Annotated in this window: 25 protein-coding genes; 16 read left to right on the forward strand and 9 right to left on the reverse strand. The window is 70.8% G+C overall.

What is annotated here, in order from left to right:
• Nucleotides 1-62: 62 nt before the first annotated feature.
• Both AB0E90_RS13795 and AB0E90_RS13800 read left to right on the forward strand, forming a co-directional pair.
• On the forward strand, nt 63-911 hold the full coding sequence (locus AB0E90_RS13795) for a phosphotransferase (protein ID WP_360403737.1): 849 nt from the start codon (nt 63-65) through the stop codon (nt 909-911).
• A complete protein-coding gene (locus AB0E90_RS13800; RefSeq protein WP_360403739.1) occupies nt 908-2,272 on the forward strand; it encodes an FAD-dependent oxidoreductase in 1,365 nt (454 codons plus the stop codon). Before AB0E90_RS13795 ends, AB0E90_RS13800 begins: the two co-directional genes overlap by 4 nt.
• A gap of 65 nt (nt 2,273-2,337) precedes the next feature.
• On the opposite strand, the gene AB0E90_RS13805 is transcribed toward AB0E90_RS13800, so the two are convergent.
• Together AB0E90_RS13805 and AB0E90_RS13810 are read right to left on the reverse strand one after the other, a co-directional pair.
• On the reverse strand, nt 2,338-2,805 hold the full coding sequence (locus tag AB0E90_RS13805) for a nitroreductase/quinone reductase family protein (RefSeq protein ID WP_360403741.1): 468 nt from the start codon (nt 2,803-2,805) through the stop codon (nt 2,338-2,340).
• The gene (locus AB0E90_RS13810; protein ID WP_360403743.1) at nt 2,805-3,440 is read right to left on the reverse strand and encodes an NAD(P)H-binding protein; all 636 of its coding nucleotides are present in this window, start codon (nt 3,438-3,440) and stop codon (nt 2,805-2,807) included. Before AB0E90_RS13810 ends, AB0E90_RS13805 begins: the two co-directional genes overlap by 1 nt.
• An 80-nt stretch (nt 3,441-3,520) precedes the next feature.
• Here AB0E90_RS13810 and AB0E90_RS13815 point away from each other — a divergent pair, with 80 nt between their 5' ends.
• On the forward strand, nt 3,521-3,892 hold the full coding sequence (locus tag AB0E90_RS13815) for a helix-turn-helix domain-containing protein (protein ID WP_360403745.1): 372 nt from the start codon (nt 3,521-3,523) through the stop codon (nt 3,890-3,892).
• Here the strand turns inward: AB0E90_RS13815 and AB0E90_RS13820 are convergent.
• Nucleotides 3,873-4,733, reverse strand: a complete 861-nt coding sequence (locus tag AB0E90_RS13820; RefSeq protein WP_360403747.1) for a hypothetical protein — start codon at nt 4,731-4,733, stop codon at nt 3,873-3,875. The genes AB0E90_RS13815 and AB0E90_RS13820 overlap by 20 nt on opposite strands.
• A gap of 80 nt (nt 4,734-4,813) precedes the next feature.
• On the opposite strand from AB0E90_RS13820, the gene AB0E90_RS13825 reads away from it, so the two are divergent.
• Nucleotides 4,814-5,626 (forward strand): lysophospholipid acyltransferase family protein, encoded by an 813-nt coding sequence (locus AB0E90_RS13825; RefSeq protein ID WP_360403749.1) that lies wholly within the window; start codon nt 4,814-4,816, stop codon nt 5,624-5,626.
• A 1-nt stretch (nt 5,627) separates the two neighbouring features.
• Complete coding sequence (locus AB0E90_RS13830) at nt 5,628-6,101, forward strand: hypothetical protein (protein ID WP_360403751.1); 474 nt, start codon at nt 5,628-5,630, stop codon at nt 6,099-6,101.
• Here AB0E90_RS13830 and AB0E90_RS13835 read toward each other — a convergent pair.
• Nucleotides 6,090-6,827: a hypothetical protein gene (locus tag AB0E90_RS13835; RefSeq protein WP_360403753.1), complete on the reverse strand. Its 738-nt coding sequence runs from the start codon at nt 6,825-6,827 to the stop codon at nt 6,090-6,092. The two genes, AB0E90_RS13830 and AB0E90_RS13835, sit on opposite strands and share 12 nt — an antisense overlap.
• Before the next feature lie 117 nt (nt 6,828-6,944).
• On the opposite strand from AB0E90_RS13835, the gene AB0E90_RS13840 reads away from it, so the two are divergent.
• Nucleotides 6,945-7,601: a class I SAM-dependent methyltransferase gene (locus tag AB0E90_RS13840; RefSeq protein WP_360403755.1), complete on the forward strand. Its 657-nt coding sequence runs from the start codon at nt 6,945-6,947 to the stop codon at nt 7,599-7,601.
• On the opposite strand, the gene AB0E90_RS13845 is transcribed toward AB0E90_RS13840, so the two are convergent.
• On the reverse strand, nt 7,570-8,298 hold the full coding sequence (locus AB0E90_RS13845) for a VOC family protein (RefSeq protein WP_360403757.1): 729 nt from the start codon (nt 8,296-8,298) through the stop codon (nt 7,570-7,572). The genes AB0E90_RS13840 and AB0E90_RS13845 overlap by 32 nt on opposite strands.
• A gap of 65 nt (nt 8,299-8,363) precedes the next feature.
• Between AB0E90_RS13845 and AB0E90_RS13850 the strand changes: the two genes are divergently transcribed.
• The 7 genes from AB0E90_RS13850 (at nt 8,364) to AB0E90_RS13880 (ending at nt 13,362) form a co-directional block, all read left to right on the forward strand.
• On the forward strand, nt 8,364-8,591 hold the full coding sequence (locus tag AB0E90_RS13850) for a hypothetical protein (RefSeq protein WP_360403759.1): 228 nt from the start codon (nt 8,364-8,366) through the stop codon (nt 8,589-8,591).
• Complete coding sequence (locus AB0E90_RS13855) at nt 8,588-9,022, forward strand: Clp protease N-terminal domain-containing protein (protein ID WP_360403761.1); 435 nt, start codon at nt 8,588-8,590, stop codon at nt 9,020-9,022. The genes AB0E90_RS13850 and AB0E90_RS13855 overlap by 4 nt, the downstream gene beginning before the upstream one ends.
• On the forward strand, nt 9,019-9,840 hold the full coding sequence (locus AB0E90_RS13860; protein ID WP_360403763.1) for an ABC transporter ATP-binding protein: 822 nt from the start codon (nt 9,019-9,021) through the stop codon (nt 9,838-9,840). Before AB0E90_RS13855 ends, AB0E90_RS13860 begins: the two co-directional genes overlap by 4 nt.
• On the forward strand, nt 9,837-10,646 hold the full coding sequence (locus AB0E90_RS13865) for an ABC transporter permease (RefSeq protein WP_360403765.1): 810 nt from the start codon (nt 9,837-9,839) through the stop codon (nt 10,644-10,646). The genes AB0E90_RS13860 and AB0E90_RS13865 overlap by 4 nt, the downstream gene beginning before the upstream one ends.
• A gap of 132 nt (nt 10,647-10,778) precedes the next feature.
• Entirely contained in the window at nt 10,779-11,198 is a 420-nt protein-coding gene (locus AB0E90_RS13870; protein WP_360403767.1) for an NUDIX hydrolase, read from the forward strand.
• A gap of 4 nt (nt 11,199-11,202) precedes the next feature.
• Nucleotides 11,203-11,994, forward strand: coding sequence for an alpha/beta hydrolase (locus AB0E90_RS13875; RefSeq protein ID WP_360403769.1), 792 nt, complete (start codon nt 11,203-11,205; stop codon nt 11,992-11,994).
• 414 nt (nt 11,995-12,408) lie between these two features.
• Nucleotides 12,409-13,362, forward strand: a complete 954-nt coding sequence (locus AB0E90_RS13880; RefSeq protein ID WP_360403771.1) for a tyrosine-type recombinase/integrase — start codon at nt 12,409-12,411, stop codon at nt 13,360-13,362.
• 8 nt (nt 13,363-13,370) lie between these two features.
• On the opposite strand, the gene AB0E90_RS13885 is transcribed toward AB0E90_RS13880, so the two are convergent.
• Both AB0E90_RS13885 and AB0E90_RS13890 read right to left on the reverse strand, forming a co-directional pair.
• A complete protein-coding gene (locus tag AB0E90_RS13885) occupies nt 13,371-13,790 on the reverse strand; it encodes an organic hydroperoxide resistance protein (RefSeq protein WP_360403773.1) in 420 nt (139 codons plus the stop codon).
• The gene (locus AB0E90_RS13890; RefSeq protein ID WP_360403775.1) at nt 13,787-14,233 is read right to left on the reverse strand and encodes a MarR family transcriptional regulator; all 447 of its coding nucleotides are present in this window, start codon (nt 14,231-14,233) and stop codon (nt 13,787-13,789) included. The genes AB0E90_RS13885 and AB0E90_RS13890 overlap by 4 nt, the downstream gene beginning before the upstream one ends.
• 69 nt (nt 14,234-14,302) lie before the next feature.
• Between AB0E90_RS13890 and AB0E90_RS13895 the strand changes: the two genes are divergently transcribed.
• Nucleotides 14,303-14,812 (forward strand): GNAT family N-acetyltransferase, encoded by a 510-nt coding sequence (locus tag AB0E90_RS13895; protein WP_360403777.1) that lies wholly within the window; start codon nt 14,303-14,305, stop codon nt 14,810-14,812.
• Here the strand turns inward: AB0E90_RS13895 and AB0E90_RS13900 are convergent.
• A complete protein-coding gene (locus AB0E90_RS13900) occupies nt 14,790-15,557 on the reverse strand; it encodes an endonuclease/exonuclease/phosphatase family protein (RefSeq protein ID WP_360403779.1) in 768 nt (255 codons plus the stop codon). The two genes, AB0E90_RS13895 and AB0E90_RS13900, sit on opposite strands and share 23 nt — an antisense overlap.
• A gap of 118 nt (nt 15,558-15,675) precedes the next feature.
• Between AB0E90_RS13900 and AB0E90_RS13905 the strand changes: the two genes are divergently transcribed.
• Together AB0E90_RS13905 and AB0E90_RS13910 are read left to right on the forward strand one after the other, a co-directional pair.
• Nucleotides 15,676-16,128, forward strand: coding sequence for a heme-degrading domain-containing protein (locus tag AB0E90_RS13905; RefSeq protein WP_360403781.1), 453 nt, complete (start codon nt 15,676-15,678; stop codon nt 16,126-16,128).
• Nucleotides 16,129-16,151: 23 nt separating this feature from the next.
• Complete coding sequence (locus AB0E90_RS13910; protein WP_360403783.1) at nt 16,152-17,123, forward strand: NAD-dependent epimerase/dehydratase family protein; 972 nt, start codon at nt 16,152-16,154, stop codon at nt 17,121-17,123.
• On the opposite strand, the gene AB0E90_RS13915 is transcribed toward AB0E90_RS13910, so the two are convergent.
• Entirely contained in the window at nt 17,112-18,077 is a 966-nt protein-coding gene (locus AB0E90_RS13915) for a pyridoxal-phosphate dependent enzyme (protein WP_360403785.1), read from the reverse strand. The genes AB0E90_RS13910 and AB0E90_RS13915 overlap by 12 nt on opposite strands.
• Nucleotides 18,078-18,088: the final 11 nt, after the last annotated feature.

Below are 18,088 nucleotides of genomic sequence, written 5' to 3' on the forward strand. Positions count from 1 at the left end.
CCGGAGGATTTTGTTCGCCGTCACGAGTCGGGGGTCGTCGTGACCAATGCCGGGCAGCGCCCGTGACCACGCACGCGTGGCCGCAGTCGGCGCGCCTCGACGCGCCCCGCGTCCTCGACCGCATCTTCGACATCACCGGAGTGCGGCTCGTCCTGGAAGGACCGTGCCCGGGCGGCGAGATCGGCGCGGCGTACGTGAGCTGGCCCGACGGGCGCCGCTCGGTGCTGACCTCGGCGCGCACCCAGTGTGGCCCGCTCGCCGACCGGGCCCGCCAGGCCGGGGTGCCGACCGCCCGGCACGAGCTGACCGCCCGGGTCGACGGGGTGCGGGTGATCGTTCAGCAACGACTGCCGGGGGTGCCGCCGGTGACCCTCGACACGGCGCTGGTGCGGCAGATGCTGCAGGTCAACGACCGGCTGGCCGGAGTGCTGGCCGGCGAGCCGGCGCCGCAGCCCGCCCCGCTGCACCTGACCGCCGACGGGCCCGGGTTCTGCCTGCACGAGCCGCTGCGGCAATACAGCGACCGGTCCGCCCGCCTGCTCGAGCGGGTCCGGGCGACCGGCGCGGCGTCCGGTTCGCAGATGATCGGCGACGACCTGGTCCACATGGACTTCCACGCCGGCAACGTCCTGGTCGACGACGGCCGGCTGACCGGGGTGGTCGACTGGGACGGCGCGGTCCGCGGCGACCGGCACCTCGACCTGGTCACGCTACGGTTCTACCTGGGCGGGATGGCCCCGGCGCTGACCGGCCCCGTCGACGAACGCCTCGCCCTGATCCCGGCGCGCCGCCGGCGGGCCTACTGGGCGCACATGAGTCTGCGGCAGGTCGACTGGTCGATCCGCCACCATGACGCGGCCACCGTCGAGAAGTGGCTGACCGTCGCCGAAGAGGGCATGGCCGACCGGTGAGGCCGATCGTGGTGGTCGGCGCCGGCATCGTCGGCGCGTCGATCGCCTACCACCTGGCCCGGGCCGGTGCGCCGGTCGTCGTGATCGGCCGCGACGCCGGGGTGACGGCGGCGTCGTTCGCGTGGATCGGCGGCGACCAGAGCGGCGACTGGCCGGGCGGGGCGGCGGGTCTGGCCCGGTTCGTGTCGGCTGACTGGCGGCGGGTCGAGCGGGAGGTTCCCGAGGTCGGGGTGCGCTGGTGCGGGTCGCTGAGGTGGCCGCCGGAGGCCGGTGCTCCTCGGGCGGTAGCCGAGCGGTCGGCGGCCGGGAGCGACTCTTGGCCGGGTTCTCCGCGGCAGGTGGCGGCCGAGATCGGCCCCGGGGCCGGTTCTCTCCGGCAGGCGGTGGCCGGTAGCGGCTCCGGGCCCGGATCTTTCGGGCAGGCGGTGGCCGGCAACGGCTCCGGGCCCGGTTCTCTCCGGCAGGCGGTGGCCGGGAACGGCTCCGGGCCGGGAAAGGCCGATGGGGTCGGTCCGGTTCTGGTCGGGGCGGATGAGATTGCGATGCTCGAGCCTCATCTGCGGATATTCCCGGAAGGGGCGATCTATACCGCGGGTGATGGCGGGGTGGATCCGGTGCGGGCGGCTCGTGCGCTTCTCGCGGCGGCCGGCCGGTTCGGCGCGCGGCTGGTGTCCGGGGCGACCGTGATCGGGATTCGGGCGGATGGCGTCGACTCGACGGTGGGGTTTCTTCCGGCGTCCGCGGTGGTGCTGGCAGCCGGTGCGGGAACGGCCGCGCTGGCACGGCGGGCGACCATCGCCGGAGAGGGAGCCGCGGTGCTCGGGCAGGTGTCGGCACGCGGAGCCGGCCCTGGCCCGGGGACGGCGGCCGCTCCGAGCGCGGTCGGGGTTGCCGGCTTGGGGGCAGGCGGGCGGATCGGGGGCGTCTCGCCGGCGCTGCTGATCCGGATCCGGGCTGATCGGGCGGGGCTGGTCCGCGGGATCGTGGCCTCGCCGGGGCTCGAGATTCGGGAAGTGCGGGACCGGGAGCTGCTGGTCGCGGCCGCGCTCCCGCCGGAGTGGTCGTGGGCCGACCTGCGGGACTCGGCTCACCGGGCGCTGCGCCAATTGCAGGACACCTTCACCGGCGGTGATCACCTGCTGCGCGGCTGGCGGGTCGGGGTGCGGCCGATGCCGGTAGGCGGGCCGGTGATCGGCTGGCTGACGCCGGACATCTATGTGGCCGTCATGCACTCCGGGGTGTGCCTCGCGCCGGCCGTCGGCCGGCTGGTGACCGCGGAGATCATCTCCGACCGGCCGACACCGGACCTGGACGGCTGCCGGCCGGCCGCGCTGACCCACGCCGCTGACCCACGCCGCTGACGCACGCCGCTGAGTCAAAGCCACCGAGCCCGCGCCCTGTCCCCGCGCTGCTGGCCCGGTCGCCCTCAGCGGCGCCCCGACGTCATCGGTCTGTCCCGGCGGCGGGCGTGAGCTCCCGAAGGTTCGATGATCACCAGCGGGATTTCCCTGGTGGTGGTGTTTTGGTAGTCCTGGTAGGACGGCATCGTCGTGATCATCAGCTGCCAGAGACGCGACCGCTCGGCGGCCGGCGCCGGGTATGCCCGGGCCGGCCGGCTGAGTGCGCCGACCTGCACGGTGACGTCAGGGTCGGCGACGAGGTTGAGATACCAGGCGGGGTTTCGGTCGGCGCCCGCGTTGGAGGCGGCAACGACGTACCGGTCGGCGTCGGTGGCGTAGACCAGCGCGGTGCGGCGCAGCTTTCCGGATCGGCGGCCGCGGGTGGTCAGCAACAGGTCGTTCGTGCCGGGCCGGGGGTTGCCGCCGGTCTCGACGAACCGGCGGATGTGGTCGGCGACCCACGGGGCCGGGCTGTCGGTGATCTCCTCGGCCATCAGGCGGCCTCGACGCCGAGGTGGACCCGGTGGTGGGCCGCGGTGTCGATCTCGTCGATCAGGGCGACGGCGAAGTCGGCGTACGAGATGCGACTGGCCGCGTCGGCGCTCGCCGTGCGGTAGCGCCCATTGCCGCGCCCGGCGTGGTCGAAGTCGCCGGCGGGGCTGACGACGAGCCAGTCCACGTCGGTCGTCGCCGCCCGCAGCACCTGCGTGCCGGCGGCGTGGCCGAGGTAGAACGAGCGGTACTCCTGCGGGTAGCCGGGCAGGTCCATCAGCGCCACCCCGTTGCCGTCCGGCAGCACCGAGGCGAGGCCGGCCACCAGCAGCCGTCCCACCCGGGCGCTTGCCAGGCCGGTGAGCAGGGCATGGGCGGCGGCGGTGTACAGGATGTCGGGCTGCGCCGCGGGGTCGTAGACGGAGCTGATCGCGCCGTCGTGCCCGGCAGCCACCCGGGCGACGCTGTCGCCGTCGGTGACGTCGCCGGCCACCAAGTGCACGCCATCGGCGGCGAGGTCGCCGTGCCTGCCCGGATCACGGACCACGGCGGTGACGTGGTGGCCGCGCCGGAGTGCCTCGCCGACAGCCGCCCGGCCCGCACGGCCGCCGGCTCCGAAGATCACAATTTTTGCCATTCCGATACCGCCTCCTCGTGTTCGCCGCCGACCGTATCCGGGCGCCTGGTTACCGATCGGATACCGACTACGGTGGGGCCGTGACGACGCCCCTGGATCCCGAGATGTTCGACCCGGTCTGCCCGTCCGATCTGTCGCCGATCCGGGTCGGCGACAAGTGGGCCGGCATGATCGTCCGGTGCCTGGAGCACGGGCCTAGACGGTTCTCCGAGCTGCGGGTCCCGATGCGCGGGGTCACCGCGAAGGCGCTCACCAAGTCGCTGCGGACGCTGGAGCGCGACGGGCTGGTCCACCGCGCCAGCCACCCGGGGCCGGTGCGCCGGGTGGATTACGCGCTGACCCCGCTGGGCCGCAGCCTGATCGAGCCGATGGCCGCCGCCTGTGCCTGGGCCCAGGAGCACTGGGCGGAGCTGATCGACGCCCGGGAAGCGGTCAGTCGGCCAGTTCGGTGAGGCGTTCGGTGGCGATGCAGGAGACCAGGCAGCGTTCCTTGGCGTCGCCGAGCAGCTGAGCGGTCCACGTGGTCAGCCCGCCGTCGCCGAGCTCGATGTCGTCGCCGGCGGTCAGGCGCAGGGCGGTGCTCGTGTAATAGCCGCGACCACGCTCCCGGGACGGTTCCTCGTGCAGCAGCGGGCCCGGCTGCAGCAATGGCGGGCCGGCGAAGGTGGTGTAGAGGACCGCCGGGCCGGCGTGCGGAATCAGTGCGGTCATGACCCGCTGCCAGAAGTCGGTGTGCAGTTGCAGCAGGCGGGTCTCGGTGCGGGCCGAGCCGGTGTCGCGGGCACTGGAGACCAGGGCGAACAGCCGGAAGTGGGCGCTCCACCCGTCCGGGAAGCGTTGCGCGCGCAGCAGCCGGTGGCAGGCCGCCAGGTGCACCTCGCCGGCGGCCGGTTGCCGGGAGCGGCGGTCGGCGGCCTCCACCGCCAGCGCGTTGGTGCTGTCGCTGACGACCTCCGAATGCCGCATCGTGGTGACGACGCGGTTCTGGCTCAGCGGCGCCACCGCCGTGCAGGTGCCCAGCGGAACCACCGGGGACAACTCGACCGCGTCGAACTCGGGTGGCAGCATCTGCCAGAGGCGGTTCTCGATGGCGGCCACCGGGCGTGGGTCGCCGGCCGGGCGCACGAAACGGTCCTCGCGCCAGCGGCGCAGCACGTCGGCCGGGCGTTGCCGGGCGGCGCGGTCGCGGCCGACCGCCAGCAACACCGACTGCAGTTCGCTGCCGGACAGGCCGGCCAATGCCTCCCGGATGCCGTCGGGCAGGCGGGACCAGATGCGTTCCTCGGCGTTCATGTGAGCACGATCGCGGACAGGGGGAGGTGTGGTCCACCCGATTTCGCGGCGGCCCCCGGCGTGCGATCATTGGCGGCCTTATGGAGAGTTCTACCTGGCAGGTGCCATGGGCGTGGCGCGCGATGATGGTGATCGGGCGGATCGTGGTGTGGCCGTTGTGCCGGCTGCGGGTGTCCGGTGACGTGCCGGCCGAGCTGCGTGGCCGCCCGCTGATCCTGGCCGCCAACCATGTCAGCCCGTTCGACCCGATCGTGATGACCGCCGCCTGTCACCAGCTCGGCATCGGCCCGCGGATCATGGCGACCGGCGGGCTCTTCGACGCTCCGATCGCCGGGGCCGCGATGCGTGCGGCCGGGCACATCCGGGTCGACCGGGGCAAGACCAACGTCGCCGACGCGCTGCCCACCGCGGCGGAGGCACTGGCCGGCGGGGCGATGGTGCTGGTCTACCCGGAGGGCCGGATCGGCCTGGACCCGTGGATGTGGCCGGAACGGGGCAAGACCGGCGTCGCCCGGATGGCCGAGGCGTCCGGTGCCTCGGTGCTGCCGGTCGCGCAGTGGGGCGCGCACGCCGTGCTGCCCTACAACACCCCGAAACACCTGGTCCGGTCGATCCTGAAGGCGATGCGGCACCGCCCGGTGGTGCATGTGCGGATCGGCAGCACCCCGGTCGACCTGTCGTCGGTGACCGGCACTCCGGGCGCCCGGGCCATGAAGGCCACCCGCCTGATCATGGAGGGCATCGACGGCACCCTCGCCGAGCTGCGCGCGGACGAGATGGAACTCCCGCACGTCGTCGACGAGACCCGCGCTGACGACTACACCCGGGTCCGGCCACGGCCGGGCCGGGCGCTCCCGCAGGCACCCGCCGCCAAGGAAGGAAGGCCCGCCTGACATGGGGTTCTTCGGCACCTACCTGTACGACGGAGAGCAATGGCACGACGCCGAACCGGACAGCCGCCCGGCCGGCGACCACCCGTGGATGCTGCTCGACATCCACGACAGCGATTTCACCATCGTCACCTACGCCCCGCCGGGCGCCGGGACCGGCATCGCCTACCTCGGTGTCACCCCGCGCACCTACTTCGAGGACGACTCGGCGTCGGCCCCGACCGACGTCATCCGCGAGTCGGCCGGTCTCGCCGCCTGGTGGGCCACGCTGCACCCCGGCGGCGGCGAGGTGCTCGCCAAGCAGGAGCAGCTCGTCACCTTCCTCGCCCAGGACGTCGACCCGGAGGACGACGACCTCGACGACGGTGACGACGCGGACGTCGACGACCTGGACGACGCCGAGGTGTTCGTTGAGATCAAGACGGCCCGTTTTGTCAGCGCCCTCGACCTGCCGCTGCCGCCCGCCCTAGACGGCTGAACCGCCTGCCTCGCCCAGCTCGGCCAGCCGCGCCTCGACCTCGGCCAGCTCCGCCCGTAACCGCTGCGCCTCACGCTCGGCCTCGGCCCGCTCGGCTGACAGGATCTGCTCGACGGCCTCCTGCACGCCCGGCACATCGACCAGCGACACCATGCGCAGCGCCTCGGCGGGCCGGATCACATAGGGCTTCGCGAGGACCTTGCTGCCCTGGGCGGCGGCGACCGTCCACTCGCCCTCGCCGTACGCCAAAGTGACCGTCAGGGCCGGCGCCGGTTTCGCCTTGGCCGCCCGGGGCGGGGTTGCCTTACGCGGAGCCGGAGCGATTACGTCGTCTTTCTGCACCGGACCATCCTCGTCCTTGGGCTGCGGCACGGCGGGCGCCGCCACGCTGGGTTTCGGCAAGCTGGGTTTCGGCTTGTCGAGCAGGAACTCCGGCCCCGGCGGAGCAGCCTGCGCGGGCGCCGGCGGCGGCGCGGCCTTGCGGGCGGTCGCTCCCTTGGGCGCGACCTGCAGGTCGGCGGGGGAGAAGGGCAGCTCGTCGCGCCCGAACCGCACCATCACGAACTCGTCGGACTCCGCCGGATCGCCCAGCGACACGACCTGCCCGATCTGGCCGGCGATCTGCCCCGCCGACTCGGTGAACTGCACCCGGGGCTTGCGCCCGGCGCTCACCCCGTCGCGGATGGTCGTCAACTCCTCGGTGCTCAAACCCCGGGCCACGCCCATCTCCGATCCTTCGAACGTTTGTGCCAACAGTTTTAGCAGGGGGCACCGACACTTTCCGCGTACGCCTCGCGATCATGCCAGGAAAATCCGGTTGCCCCGGTCACTAACGTCATCGACATGGACCAGTTGACCGAGCAGCGGGAGTATTACCGGCACCGCGCGGGGGAGTACGACCAGTGGTGGCAACGCCAGGGCCGTTACGCGCTCGACGAGCAGGCCCGCGAGCACTGGTTCGCCGACATCGACGAGGCCGCCCAGACCCTCGACCGGTTCCGCCCCGAGGGTGACGTGCTCGAGTTCGCGGCCGGCACCGGCTGGTGGACCGAGCGGCTGACCAGGCACGCCACCCGGGTGACCGCGGTCGACGCCCACACCGAGACGCTCGAGCTCAACCGCGCCCGCACCGGCGGCACCGGCAAGGTCACCTACGTGCAGGCCGACATCTTCGACTGGTCGCCACCGCCCGCCGCGTTCGACACCGTCTTCTTCAGCTACTGGTTGTCGCACGTGCCCGCCGACCGCCTCGACGGGTTCTGGCAGCAGGTCGCCACCGCTCTGCGCCCCGGCGGCCGCGTCTTCCTGCTCGACTCCTACCGCCCCGAGCGCATCGAGGGCGACCTGCAGGAGCGGGTGCTCAACGACGGCCGCACCTTCCAGGTGATCAAGCGGTTCTGGCAGCCCGCCGAGCTGGAGTCCCTACCCGGCTGGCGACTCACCGCCGGCGTCACCACTCACGGCGCCGTCATCCACGCCCACGGGGCGCCCGACCGGTAACGCAATACTCCCGCCCGAGCGGGTCCCGCAACGTCGTCCAGTCCCCGGGCACCCGCCGCACCACCGAGGCACCCAGCCCGACATGCCGCTCCACCTCGGCATCAACCCCATCACAGGCAAGATCCAGGTGTACGCCGGCGGCGCCCGACCCAATCCGCTGCAGCAGAAACCGCATCGGTAGCGACGCGTCCCCCTGCAGGAACGCGAACCCCGGCAGATCCGACGCCCGGCGCTCCCACCCGGTCAACTCCGCCCAGAACGCCATCTCCGCGTCGTAGTCGCGGGCCGGAATGTCCAGGCTCAGCTGATCCACCACGCTGGCCTGCCCGCCGGGCCACCGCACCGGCTCCGGCCGCTCGCTCTGTCCGCCCCACGCCACCAGGCAGAACAGCACGCCGGCGGGGGAGCGCAGCACCACCAGGCCCTCCTCCGCGAAGACCTCCGCCGCACCGAGCGCCCGAGCCTCGCCGGCGGCCGCCGGCACATCGGCCACATGCAGATCCACGTGCGCCTTCGGCTTCTCCGACGCCCCGATCACCTGTACGCGAAGACACGCGTCCCCGTCCGCCGGCAGCAGGGTCGCGAACGCACCGCCGCCGCGCCGCCCGGACAACGTCGTCCCGGTGACGGCCAGCCAGAACGGCTCCGCCTCCCGGCTCGGGGAGTCCAGGAATCCGGTAACCCACAGCACGCGCATGCCGAGAATCTACCTTAAGCAACTTTGGTTGACTATCTCGACGATAAGCAACTACGGTTGCTTACATGTCCGTGGAAATCACCGGCGACGTCGCCGACCGGCTCGCCGCCGTCGGCGCACTACGACGACTCGCCGACCGCCTCGAAGACACCACCGTCGAAGAAGCCATGCGCACCGGCTGGACCTGGCCACAAGTCGCCGAAGCCCTCGCCGTCACCCGCCAAGCCGTCTACAAGAAACACGCCCAGCGGCTCATCGCCGCCGGCGTCAGCCTCCGGAGGCGTACAGGATGAGCAGTTTCCTCTCCCAGATCCTCGCCGAAGCCGCCGAGCAGGCCCGCACCGACGGCTCGACCACCATCGAAGCCCACCACCTGCTCCTCGCCCTCGCCCACGACGGCGCAGCCGCCGGCCTCGACCACGCCACCATCCGCGCCGCCCTCGACCGCGAATTCACGCACAGCCTCGCCGCCGCCGGCGTCCACCTCACCAACGACCTCCCACCAGCCACCCCCACCGACACCACACCGCACCTCGGCGCCACCGCCAAAGCCGCCATCGAACGCGCCGTCACCGCCGCCCACCACATCCGCGACACCACACCCGCCCACCTGCTCCTCGGCATCCTGCAAACCCCCGCCGGCACCGTCCCCCGAGCACTCCACCTCGCCGGCATCAACCGCGACACCCTCACCGCAGCCGTACGGCGGGAGACCAACCCATGACCATCGACGTAGCCGGACTACGCATGCGCTACGGCACCACTGACGTCCTGCACGACATCACCTTCCAAGCCCACCCCGGCGACATCCTCGCCCTCCTCGGCCCCAACGGCGCCGGCAAAACCACCACCATCGAAATCCTCGAAGGCTTCCGCACCCGCACCGCCGGCCACGTCCACGTCCTCGGCACCGACCCCGCCCACGCCGACGAACACTGGCGAGCCCGCATCGGCGTCGTCCTGCAAACCTGGCGCGACCACGGCAAATGGCGCCCCCGCGAACTCCTCACCCAGATCAGCGCCTACTACACCCCCTACACCACCCCCTGGAACCCCGACGACCTGCTCGCCGCCGTCGGCCTCACCGCCCAGGCCGACCAGAAGATCCGCACCCTCTCCGGCGGCCAGCGCCGCCGCCTCGACGTCGCCATCGGCATCACCGGCCGGCCCGACATCCTCTTCCTCGACGAAACCACCACCGGCTTCGACCCCGCCGCCCGCCACGACTTCCACCAGCTCCTGCGCACCCTCGCCACCGAACACCACACCACGATCCTGCTCACCACCCACGACCTCGACGAAGCCGAACACCTCGCCACCGGCATCCTCGTTCTCAACGCCGGCCGCATCATCGCCACCGACCGCGACCTCATCCGCCACACCGAAGTCCGCTGGACACTCGACGGCACCCCGCACACCCACGCCACCGACCACCCCGCGCGCCTCGTCCACGACCTCTACCAAGAACACGGCGAAAACCTTCACCACATTGAGGTACGCCGTACGTCGCTCGAAGACACCTACCTGGCCCTCATCCGATGAACGCCGCCCTGCGCGCCGGCCGCTCCCGCGGCCTGATCGAACTACGCCAGTCCGTCACCAACGGCGGCGACCTGTTCAACCACCTGCTCTGGCCGGCCCTGATGCTCATCGCACTCTGGTTCCTGCGCGACCACCAATTCGGCACCGCACTGCTGCCCAGCATCCTCGGCATGAACACCGCCATGGCCATGATCAGCATGAGCCAGCACCTCACCGCCGACCACGAGGACGGCACCCTGCTCCGCGCCAAAGCCACCCCACACGGCATGCTCGGCTACCTCACCGGCAAACTCATCTCCGTCACCGGCGGCCTGCTCCTCGACCTGGCCCTCTTCCTGCTCCCGGCCCTGCTGCTCATCCACGGACTCGCCCTTCACCGCCCCGCCGCCTGGCTCCTGCTGGCCACGATGTTGTTACTCGGCCTCGCCGCCACCCTGCCCGCCGGCGCCATCCTCGGAGCGATCTTCACCAGCGCCCGCAGCCAAGGCGTACTCACCCTGCCGGTGCTCGCCGTCATCGCCGTCTCCGGCATCTTCTACCCGATCACCGCCCTACCCGGCTGGCTCCAAGGCCTCGCCCAAACCTTCCCGATCTACTGGCTAGGCCTCGGCATGCGAGCCGCACTCCTGCCCGCCTCCGCCGCCACCACCGAGATCGGCAACTCCTGGCGACACCTCGAAACCGTGGCCGCCCTCAGCGCCTGGGCCCTGGCCGGCCTCCTCATCGCCCCACCCGTACTACGCCGCATGGCCCGCCGCACCCCACTGACACCAGCCCGAAAAGGACTACCGCCCCGGCACGGCTGACACCGAACCGCAGCCACCGTCGGCTCTCGGCGGCTGGCTGTCCGGAGAAGCTGGGGGAGACCCCGCTCCGGCTGGTCGCTGCTCGGGATCGGTGCCGAGGGCAGGGGAGCGGACGAGTGGCAGGATGCGCCCGTGACGATTTCCGCGGAAGGCACTCCTAAAGCTCGCATCGTCACCGCCTTGCTGCGGGACGGTGATCGGGTGCTGCTCTGTCACCGATCTCCCCGGCGCCTTGTATATCCCGACGTCTGGGACCTGCCCGGTGGGCACGTGGAGCCCGGGGAACTGCCGGGCGCGGCGCTTGCTCGGGAGCTTCGCGAGGAACTCGGCATCGACATCGAGGCGCCGGCGGGGCCGCCCGTGCATTTGGTTCGGGGTGCCACGTTCGACATGCAGATCTGGCTGGTCGACGCGTGGGTGGGTTCTCCGGCCAACGCCGCGCCGGAGGAACACGATGTGATCGCGTGGTTCACCGAGGACGCGCTGGGAGAACTGCCCCTGGCTCATGACAGCTACCGCGCGATGTTCAGCAAGGCACTTGAAGTTGGGTGACTTCATGGTCGCTGATCAGTCGATGGAGATCGACGGACGAGTTCTGCGGTACTGCCTCTACGGGCCCGTTGACGGGTTTCCGGTCGTCGCACACAACGGAACACCGAGCACCCGCCGGCGGAGGCCGGATCAGATCGCGGTGATGCACGACAGCGGCGTCAGGGTGCTCATGCTCGACCGGCCCGGATATGGAGGCTCCACCCGCCGGCCCGGGCGCAGCGTGGCCGATGTGGCTGAGGACGTTCGCGTGCTCGCCGACGTCCAGGGCTGGGACCGGTTTGCTGTGTTCGGTGGCTCGGGTGGTGGGCCGCATGCGCTGGCCTGCGCTGCGCTGCTGTCCGAACGGGTGATTCGCTGCGCCGTGCTTTCCGGGATAAAGCCGGCCGAGAAGGGGGAGCCGCCGGACGAGCAAACCCTGCGGCCCGAGCTCGAGCAGATCAGCCGCGACATCATGGGGAAGGTTGCTGCCGGCGGTCCGGAGATGCCAGGGATGCTGTCAGCGGTGCCGGCGCGCGATGATCCGGAGGCGATGGCGCGGTTGCGGGCGACCTTCGTCGACAGTTATGACGGATGGGTCGACGACAAGATCGCGCTTGCCTCGCCTTGGGGTTTCACCATGCCGGACGGCGCGATCCCGGTCGGGGTCTGGTTCGGCACTCACGATGAGAATGTTGGTAGCGAGCATGCGCGGTGGTTGCTCGGGCACATCCCCGGAGCGCAGGGATATCAGTATGGCGGCGGGCACGTGCCCGGTCCCGATACTTCTCGCGAGATCTTCGAGTGGCTCCGGGGTTAGGCCTGTTTCCCGGGGTCAGGGATCGATCATGTTCCAGGTCGATAATCGACATTATGTAAAGTAGAAGCGAATTTGAGCGCTGCCAGAGCAGTCTCCTGAGATTTCCACCGCCACGTGGCCTCCGCCGACTTCCGATACACCGATTACACGGAAACAGGGACCTGAACGGCTCTTCGAGGGCCCGTTTCAAGGAAAACGGCGTGACGGACGCCCCGGTGGAACCACAAGATCACGGCGGCGATGCGGGTCGATCCCCGTTCGCGGCGATCGGGTCGCCTACTGAGGCCGGGCGGCTGTTGGGGCGACGGACGGCGTGTGTTCGGCACATGCCGGTCCGCAGGCGGGCGGGGAAACGTCTACTTTGCCTCTCCTCGGAACGGGACAAACGGCTCGAAGTGCTGCATAATATGACTTATGCAGCATGAATATCGGTCGTCGGTGGCGGAGCTCGTTGAGGACTTTCTGGCTGCTCGGGGGGCTCGGAAACCATCGGTGCACACGTTGTCGGCGTACCGGCGGGATCTGGGGTTGATTCTGGGGTTGCTCGGAGGCGATGACGTCACTCTGGGTGACCTCTCCCCTCGCTTGCTTCGCGGGGCCTTTGCCCGGTTTGCGGCGGAACGAGCGCCTGCCTCGGTCGCTCGGGCCTGGTCGTCGTGGAACGCGTTCTTCACGTTTCTTGTCACCGAGCAGGTTTTGCCTGGTAATCCCATGTCGGCTGTCGACAAGCCGAAGTTGCCCGCCCACTCCCCTAAGCCGCTGCGTGGTGAGGACACTCCGGAGCAGTTGCTCTCCGCAGTCAGTCAGAGTGACGAGCGGCAGCGGGATCCGTGGCCGGAGCGGGATGTCGTGGTGCTGGCGCTGGCGCTGTGTGCGGGGCTTCGGTTGTCCGAGTTGCTGGCGTTGCGCGTCGGCGACGTCAGTGGGCGCGCTGGTGAGCGGCGCGTCGACGTTGCCGGCAAGGGTGGGCGGCCGCGGACCGTTCCCATTGAGCCGGAGCTGGATGGGCTGATCGATCGGTACCTGGACAGTCGGCGGGTGCGGTTCGGGCGGGCCGATTCCAAGGCGCCTCTGCTTGTTGATCGGCGTGGGGGCGCGTTGCAGCGTGGTGGGCTGCAGTATCTGGTGGAGTCGTGTTTTCGGCGGGCCGGGGTGGCCGATCGGGTGCCTCGGGGGGCTCAACTGCATGCGTTGCGGCATACGTTCGCTACCCGGCTGGCGGAGGACGGGGCAAACGCTTCGGAGATCATGCGGCTGCTGGGGCATGCGTCGCTGACTACGTCGCAGGGGTATATCGAGGTGACGGCGGAACAGCAGCGCGCGGCGGTGCGGGCGAACCGCACCAACCGCGCGCTGCGTGGGCTTTAAGAAGCTGCTCAGGCGATGGTGAGGGCTACCTCGACGTTGCCGCGGGTGGCGTTGGAGTAGGGGCAGACCTGGTGGGCGGCCTCGATGAGGGCTTCGGCGGTGGCCTGGTCGACGCCGGGGATCTCGGCTTCGATGGCGACGTTGAGCTGGAAGCCGCCGTTGCCGTTGGGGCCGATGCCGACGTCGACGGTGACGGCGGTGTCTTCGAGGGTGATCTTCTGGGCGCGGGCTACGGCCTTGAGGGCGCTGTGGAAGCAGGCGGCGTAGCCGGCGGAGAAGAGCTGCTCGGGGTTGGTGAGGGCGCCGCCGGGGCCGCCCATCTCCTTGGGGACGGCGAGGTCGAAGTCGAGGACGCCGTCGGTGGAGCGGACGTGGCCGTTGCGGGCGTCGCCGGTGGCGGTGGAGCTTGCGGTGTAAACGGCGGTCATGAGGGGTCCTTTCCGACACTGAGACCGGGGGTGGCGGCGCGGATGCGCCCGAGGAGGTGGTGCAGCTGGCGGTATTCGTCGAGGTTGAGGTCGAGGGCGCAGATGATCTGCTGCGGGACCTCCGCGACTTTTTGTTCGAGCTGGACGCCGGCGTCGGTGAGGTGGATGACGACGGTGCGTTCGTCGGTGGTGCCTCGTTCGCGGCGCAGGTAGCCGACCGTTTCGAGTCGTTTGAGCAGGGGTGAGAGGGTGCCGCTGTCGAGGTGGAGGATGCGGCCGAGGTCGCGGACGGTGACCGGGCCCTGGTGCCAGAGGACGCGCATGGCCAGGTATTGGGGGTAGGTGAGGCCGGCGTCGTCGAGGGCGGGGCGGTATAGGGCGGTCATGGCGCGGCTGGCGGCGTAGAGCTCGAAGCAGATCATTTGCTCTAGGCCGGTCTCCATGTCGGCAACGGTAGTGCGCAATTGAATTGTGTACAACCAATGTGGCTTTGATCACCACTCTGTGTGATCATGCCTGGCGTGCCGGACATCACGTGGGTGAAGCTCTCCCCCGCTACGCTGCGTGCGCTGATCGATGGGGACCTCGCCGCCGCCAACGGCCACGCCGGGGCCGTGTTGTCGCCGTACCTGGTGGAGGAGCAGTGGTTGTGGCGGATTCGCCTGGAGCAGATCGGGCAGGACCCGGCCAGTGCTGACTGGGTCGCGCGGGCCGCGGTGGCGGGCGGGCAGGTGGTCGGGCACGGCGGGTTCCACGGGCCGCCGGATGAGAGCGGTGTCGTCGAGGTCGCCTATTCGGTGGATCCGGCGTTTCGGCGGCGCGGTTATGCCCGGGCGATGCTGCGGTCGCTGCTCGAGCGGGCCGACGCGGACCCGGCGGTGACGGCGGTGCGGGCGAGCATCCGGCCGGACAATGTGGGGTCGCGGGCGACGATCGCCGGGTTCGGGTTCCGCAAGGTGGGCGAGCAGTGGGATCCGGAGGACGGCCTGGAGGACGTCTTCATGCGTCCAGCTGCACGATGAGTGGCAGGTGATCCGACACGTTCGGGCGTGGGGTGCTGACCTGGACGACGCGGCCGAGGTTGAAGCCGCGCGGGTCGGCGAGGATGTGGTCGAGCTGGGCGCGCGGGGCGGGGCTGGGGAAGGTCGGGGCCTTGGCGAGGGGGCGCCAGCCGGTGACGGCGCGGACCGGGGCGGCCGGCATGTTGAGGTCGCCGAGCAGCAGGCGGGGGCCGGGCAGGGACCGCAGCGAGCGTACGGCGTGGCGTAGTTGCCGCAGGTTCCAGCCGGGCACGAAGCTCAGGTGGGTGGTGGCGACGGTCACGGCGCCAAAAGGAGTGTCGAGGACGGCGGCGAGCAGCACGCGGGGTTCGTCCTTGAGCAGGCGGACGCCGTCGCCGGTGTAGACGGGTGAGCGGATCGGCGCGCCGGGCAGGGTGGTGATCTGCCAGCGGAGCACGGGGTAACGGCTGACCAGGGCGATGCCGTAGAGCGGGTGGGCGTTGTCGTCGTCGCTGCGCCAGGGTTGCCAGGTCTCCCCCGGGGTGCCGACGACGGCGGCGGCGAAGCGGTGGGTGGGTGCGCCGAGGGCGTCGGCGGCGATGGCGGTGAGGTCGAGCAGGCCGCTGCGGGGCTGGGCGCGGTCGACCTCCTGCAGGCCGAGGATGTCGGCGTCGAGTTCGGTGATGGCGGCGTGGACGCGGTCGGCGTGTACCGTGCCGTCGGACAGGGACCTTCCGTGGAGCAGGTTGAAGGTGGCCAGTCGCACGAGTACCGACCCTAACGAACCGGGAGGCGGAGTTGTTCACCAAGTTGCTCTGCTGTTCGATGTTGGTCTTCATCGCGGTGGCTCTGCTGGGAATGTGGCTGCAGAAGGTGAGGCGGCGATGAGCGAGCTGGAGGAGCTGGAGCAGCAGGAGCGGGAGCTGGTGTTCGGCCGCTTCACGAACGCGGATGCGTGGCGGCTTGGGTGTCTGCTGGTGGAGCTGGCCGGTGAGCTGCCGGTGGCGATCGACATCCGGCGGGGCACGCAGCAGCTGTTTCACGCCGGTCTGGAAGGCAGCACCGCGGACAACGACGCGTGGATCGCCCGGAAGGTGCGGGTGGTGGAGCGCTACGGGGCGTCGTCGTTCCTGGTGGGGCGGCGGCTGGCGGCCAAGGGCCAGCAGCTGGATGCGGGCATGGGGGTCGATCCGGCCGACTATGCGGCGCACGGTGGGGCGTTCCCGATCCGGGTGCGTGATGTCGGGGTGGTGGGTGTGGTGACCGTGTCGGGTCTCCCCCAGGCAGACGATCATGCGCTGGTAATTAAAGCTTTACGGGCCATTCCGCGCGATTAGTGCATCGGGCAGGGTCGATGCCCATGAGGCTGCTGATTCTGGGTGGGTCCGGGTTCGTCGGTCGGGCGATCGCGGAGGAAGCGGTCGCGCGTGGTGACGACGTGACCGTGTTCAATCGTGGGCAACGTGGTGTGCCGCCCGGTGTGCGGGTGTTACGCGGCGATCGGCTGGCGCCGGACGGTCTGGCCGCTCTGAATGTCGACCAGAGCTGGGATGCGGTGGTGGACACCTGGTCGGCGGGGTCGGGGCCGGTGGGGCGCACGGCGCGGTTGTTGTCCGGGCGGGCCGCGCATTACACGTACGTGTCGAGCCGGTCGGTCTATCAGTGGGGCGCGACGCTGCCGCTGACCGAGTTGACGCCGCTGGCCGATCCGCGGGAGCCCGGTTATGCCGGTGACAAGTTGCGCGGGGAGAACGCGGCGGAGGCGTTCGACGGGCCGGTGCTGCTTGCCCGGGCGGGACTGATCCTGGGGCCGTACGAGGATGTGGGCCGGTTGCCGTGGTGGCTGAGCCGGGTAGAGCGGGGCGGGCCGACGCTGGCGCCGGGGCCGCGGGAGCTGCCGTTGCAGTACATCGACGCCCGGGATCTAGCGATCTTCATCCTGAATGCGGGCGGGGCTCAGCTGCCGGGGGCGTACAACCTGGTCAGCGGCGCCGGGCATACGACGATGGGTGAGTTGCTCGGGTTGTGCAACGAGGTGACCGGCAACCGGGCGTTGCTGCGGTGGACCGATCCGTCGGTGATCGAGGCGGCCGGGATCGAGCCGTGGACGCAGTTGCCGATCTGGTTTCCGCCGGGCCCGGACCATGAGTTCCTGCATCAGGCGGACGTGACGAAGGCGTTCGGGGCGGGGTTGCGGTGCCGGCCGGCGCGGGACACGGTGACCGACACGTGGCGGTGGATGCGGTCGTTGCGGGGGGATGTGCCGTTGCGGGCCGACCGGTCGCCGGTGGGCCTGGATCCGGCGATCGAGCGCAAGGTGTTAGGCGAGTAGCTGGGCGAGGCGGGCGGCGCCGACGTTGCCGCCGGAGATGATCACGCCGATGCGGGCCGGGGCCGGGTGGAGGCGGCCGGCGAGCAGGGCGGCCAGGCCGGAGGCGCCGCTGGGTTCCATGACGAGTTTGAGGCGGTCGACGCCGAAGCGCAGGGCGTCGCGGATCTCGTCGTCGGTGACCAGGACGATCTCGTCGACGAGGCGCCGGTTGACGGAGAAGGTGAGTTCGCCGGGCACGGAGGCGGCCTGCCCGTCGGCGATGGTGCGGGGCACCGGGATCGTGACCCGCTCCCCCGCTTCCAGGGATCGTTTGGTGTCGTCGCCGGCTTCCGGCTCGACGCCGATGACCCGGATGCCGGGTTGCAGGCCCTTGGCGGCGGTGGAACTGCCGGCGATGAGGCCGCCCCCGCCGACCGGGACGACAAGGGCGTCGAGGTCGCCGGCGTCCTCCAGCAGTTCGAGCGCGGCGGTGCCTTGCCCGGCCATGACGTCGGGGTGTTCGTACGGCGGGATCAGGGTCATGCCGCGGTCGGCGGCGAGCCGGGCGCCGATCTCTTCGCGGTTCTCGGTGTACCGGTCGTAGGTGATGATCTCGGCGCCGTAGCCGGCGACGGCGTCGAGCTTCGCGGCCGGGGTGTCGGCGGGCATGATGATGACGGCGTGGCTGCCCAACTCGGTCGAGGCGAGGGCGACGGCCTGGGCGTGGTTGCCGGACGAGTACGCGGCGATGCCCCGGGAAAGCTGCTCCGGGGAAAGCCGGGCGATGGCGTTGTAGGCGCCGCGGAACTTGAACGCCCCGATGCGTTGCAGGTTCTCCGCTTTCAGGAACACCTGGGCGCCGACGAGCTGGTCGAGGGTGCGGGAGCGGATCACCGGGGTCCGGTGGGTCGCTCCCGCGATCCGCTCGGCGGCGTCACGGATGTCCTGCAGGCTCACCACGGTCGTTTCGGTCACGGTGAACGATC

The sequence above is a fragment of the Actinoplanes sp. NPDC026619 genome (genome assembly GCF_040638295.1).
In the GTDB taxonomy this organism is placed as follows: domain Bacteria; phylum Actinomycetota; class Actinomycetes; order Mycobacteriales; family Micromonosporaceae; genus Actinoplanes.

Coding starts and splice junctions, on each gene's coding strand:
- AB0E90_RS13805 (WP_360403741.1), bottom strand. CDS start 2,805: ATGGCCGAGGAGATCACCGACAGCCCGGCCCCGTGGGTCGCCGACCAC.
- AB0E90_RS13810 (WP_360403743.1), bottom strand. CDS start 3,440: ATGGCAAAAATTGTGATCTTCGGAGCCGGCGGCCGTGCGGGCCGGGCG.
- AB0E90_RS13820 (WP_360403747.1), bottom strand. CDS start 4,733: ATGAACGCCGAGGAACGCATCTGGTCCCGCCTGCCCGACGGCATCCGG.
- AB0E90_RS13825 (WP_360403749.1), top strand. CDS start 4,814: ATGGAGAGTTCTACCTGGCAGGTGCCATGGGCGTGGCGCGCGATGATG.
- AB0E90_RS13830 (WP_360403751.1), top strand. CDS start 5,628: ATGGGGTTCTTCGGCACCTACCTGTACGACGGAGAGCAATGGCACGAC.
- AB0E90_RS13835 (WP_360403753.1), bottom strand. CDS start 6,827: ATGGGCGTGGCCCGGGGTTTGAGCACCGAGGAGTTGACGACCATCCGC.
- AB0E90_RS13840 (WP_360403755.1), top strand. CDS start 6,945: ATGGACCAGTTGACCGAGCAGCGGGAGTATTACCGGCACCGCGCGGGG.
- AB0E90_RS13845 (WP_360403757.1), bottom strand. CDS start 8,298: ATGCGCGTGCTGTGGGTTACCGGATTCCTGGACTCCCCGAGCCGGGAG.
- AB0E90_RS13850 (WP_360403759.1), top strand. CDS start 8,364: ATGTCCGTGGAAATCACCGGCGACGTCGCCGACCGGCTCGCCGCCGTC.
- AB0E90_RS13855 (WP_360403761.1), top strand. CDS start 8,588: ATGAGCAGTTTCCTCTCCCAGATCCTCGCCGAAGCCGCCGAGCAGGCC.
- AB0E90_RS13860 (WP_360403763.1), top strand. CDS start 9,019: ATGACCATCGACGTAGCCGGACTACGCATGCGCTACGGCACCACTGAC.
- AB0E90_RS13865 (WP_360403765.1), top strand. CDS start 9,837: ATGAACGCCGCCCTGCGCGCCGGCCGCTCCCGCGGCCTGATCGAACTA.
- AB0E90_RS13875 (WP_360403769.1), top strand. CDS start 11,203: ATGGTCGCTGATCAGTCGATGGAGATCGACGGACGAGTTCTGCGGTAC.
- AB0E90_RS13880 (WP_360403771.1), top strand. CDS start 12,409: ATGCAGCATGAATATCGGTCGTCGGTGGCGGAGCTCGTTGAGGACTTT.
- AB0E90_RS13885 (WP_360403773.1), bottom strand. CDS start 13,790: ATGACCGCCGTTTACACCGCAAGCTCCACCGCCACCGGCGACGCCCGC.
- AB0E90_RS13890 (WP_360403775.1), bottom strand. CDS start 14,233: ATGGAGACCGGCCTAGAGCAAATGATCTGCTTCGAGCTCTACGCCGCC.
- AB0E90_RS13895 (WP_360403777.1), top strand. CDS start 14,303: ATGCCTGGCGTGCCGGACATCACGTGGGTGAAGCTCTCCCCCGCTACG.
- AB0E90_RS13905 (WP_360403781.1), top strand. CDS start 15,676: ATGAGCGAGCTGGAGGAGCTGGAGCAGCAGGAGCGGGAGCTGGTGTTC.
- AB0E90_RS13910 (WP_360403783.1), top strand. CDS start 16,152: ATGAGGCTGCTGATTCTGGGTGGGTCCGGGTTCGTCGGTCGGGCGATC.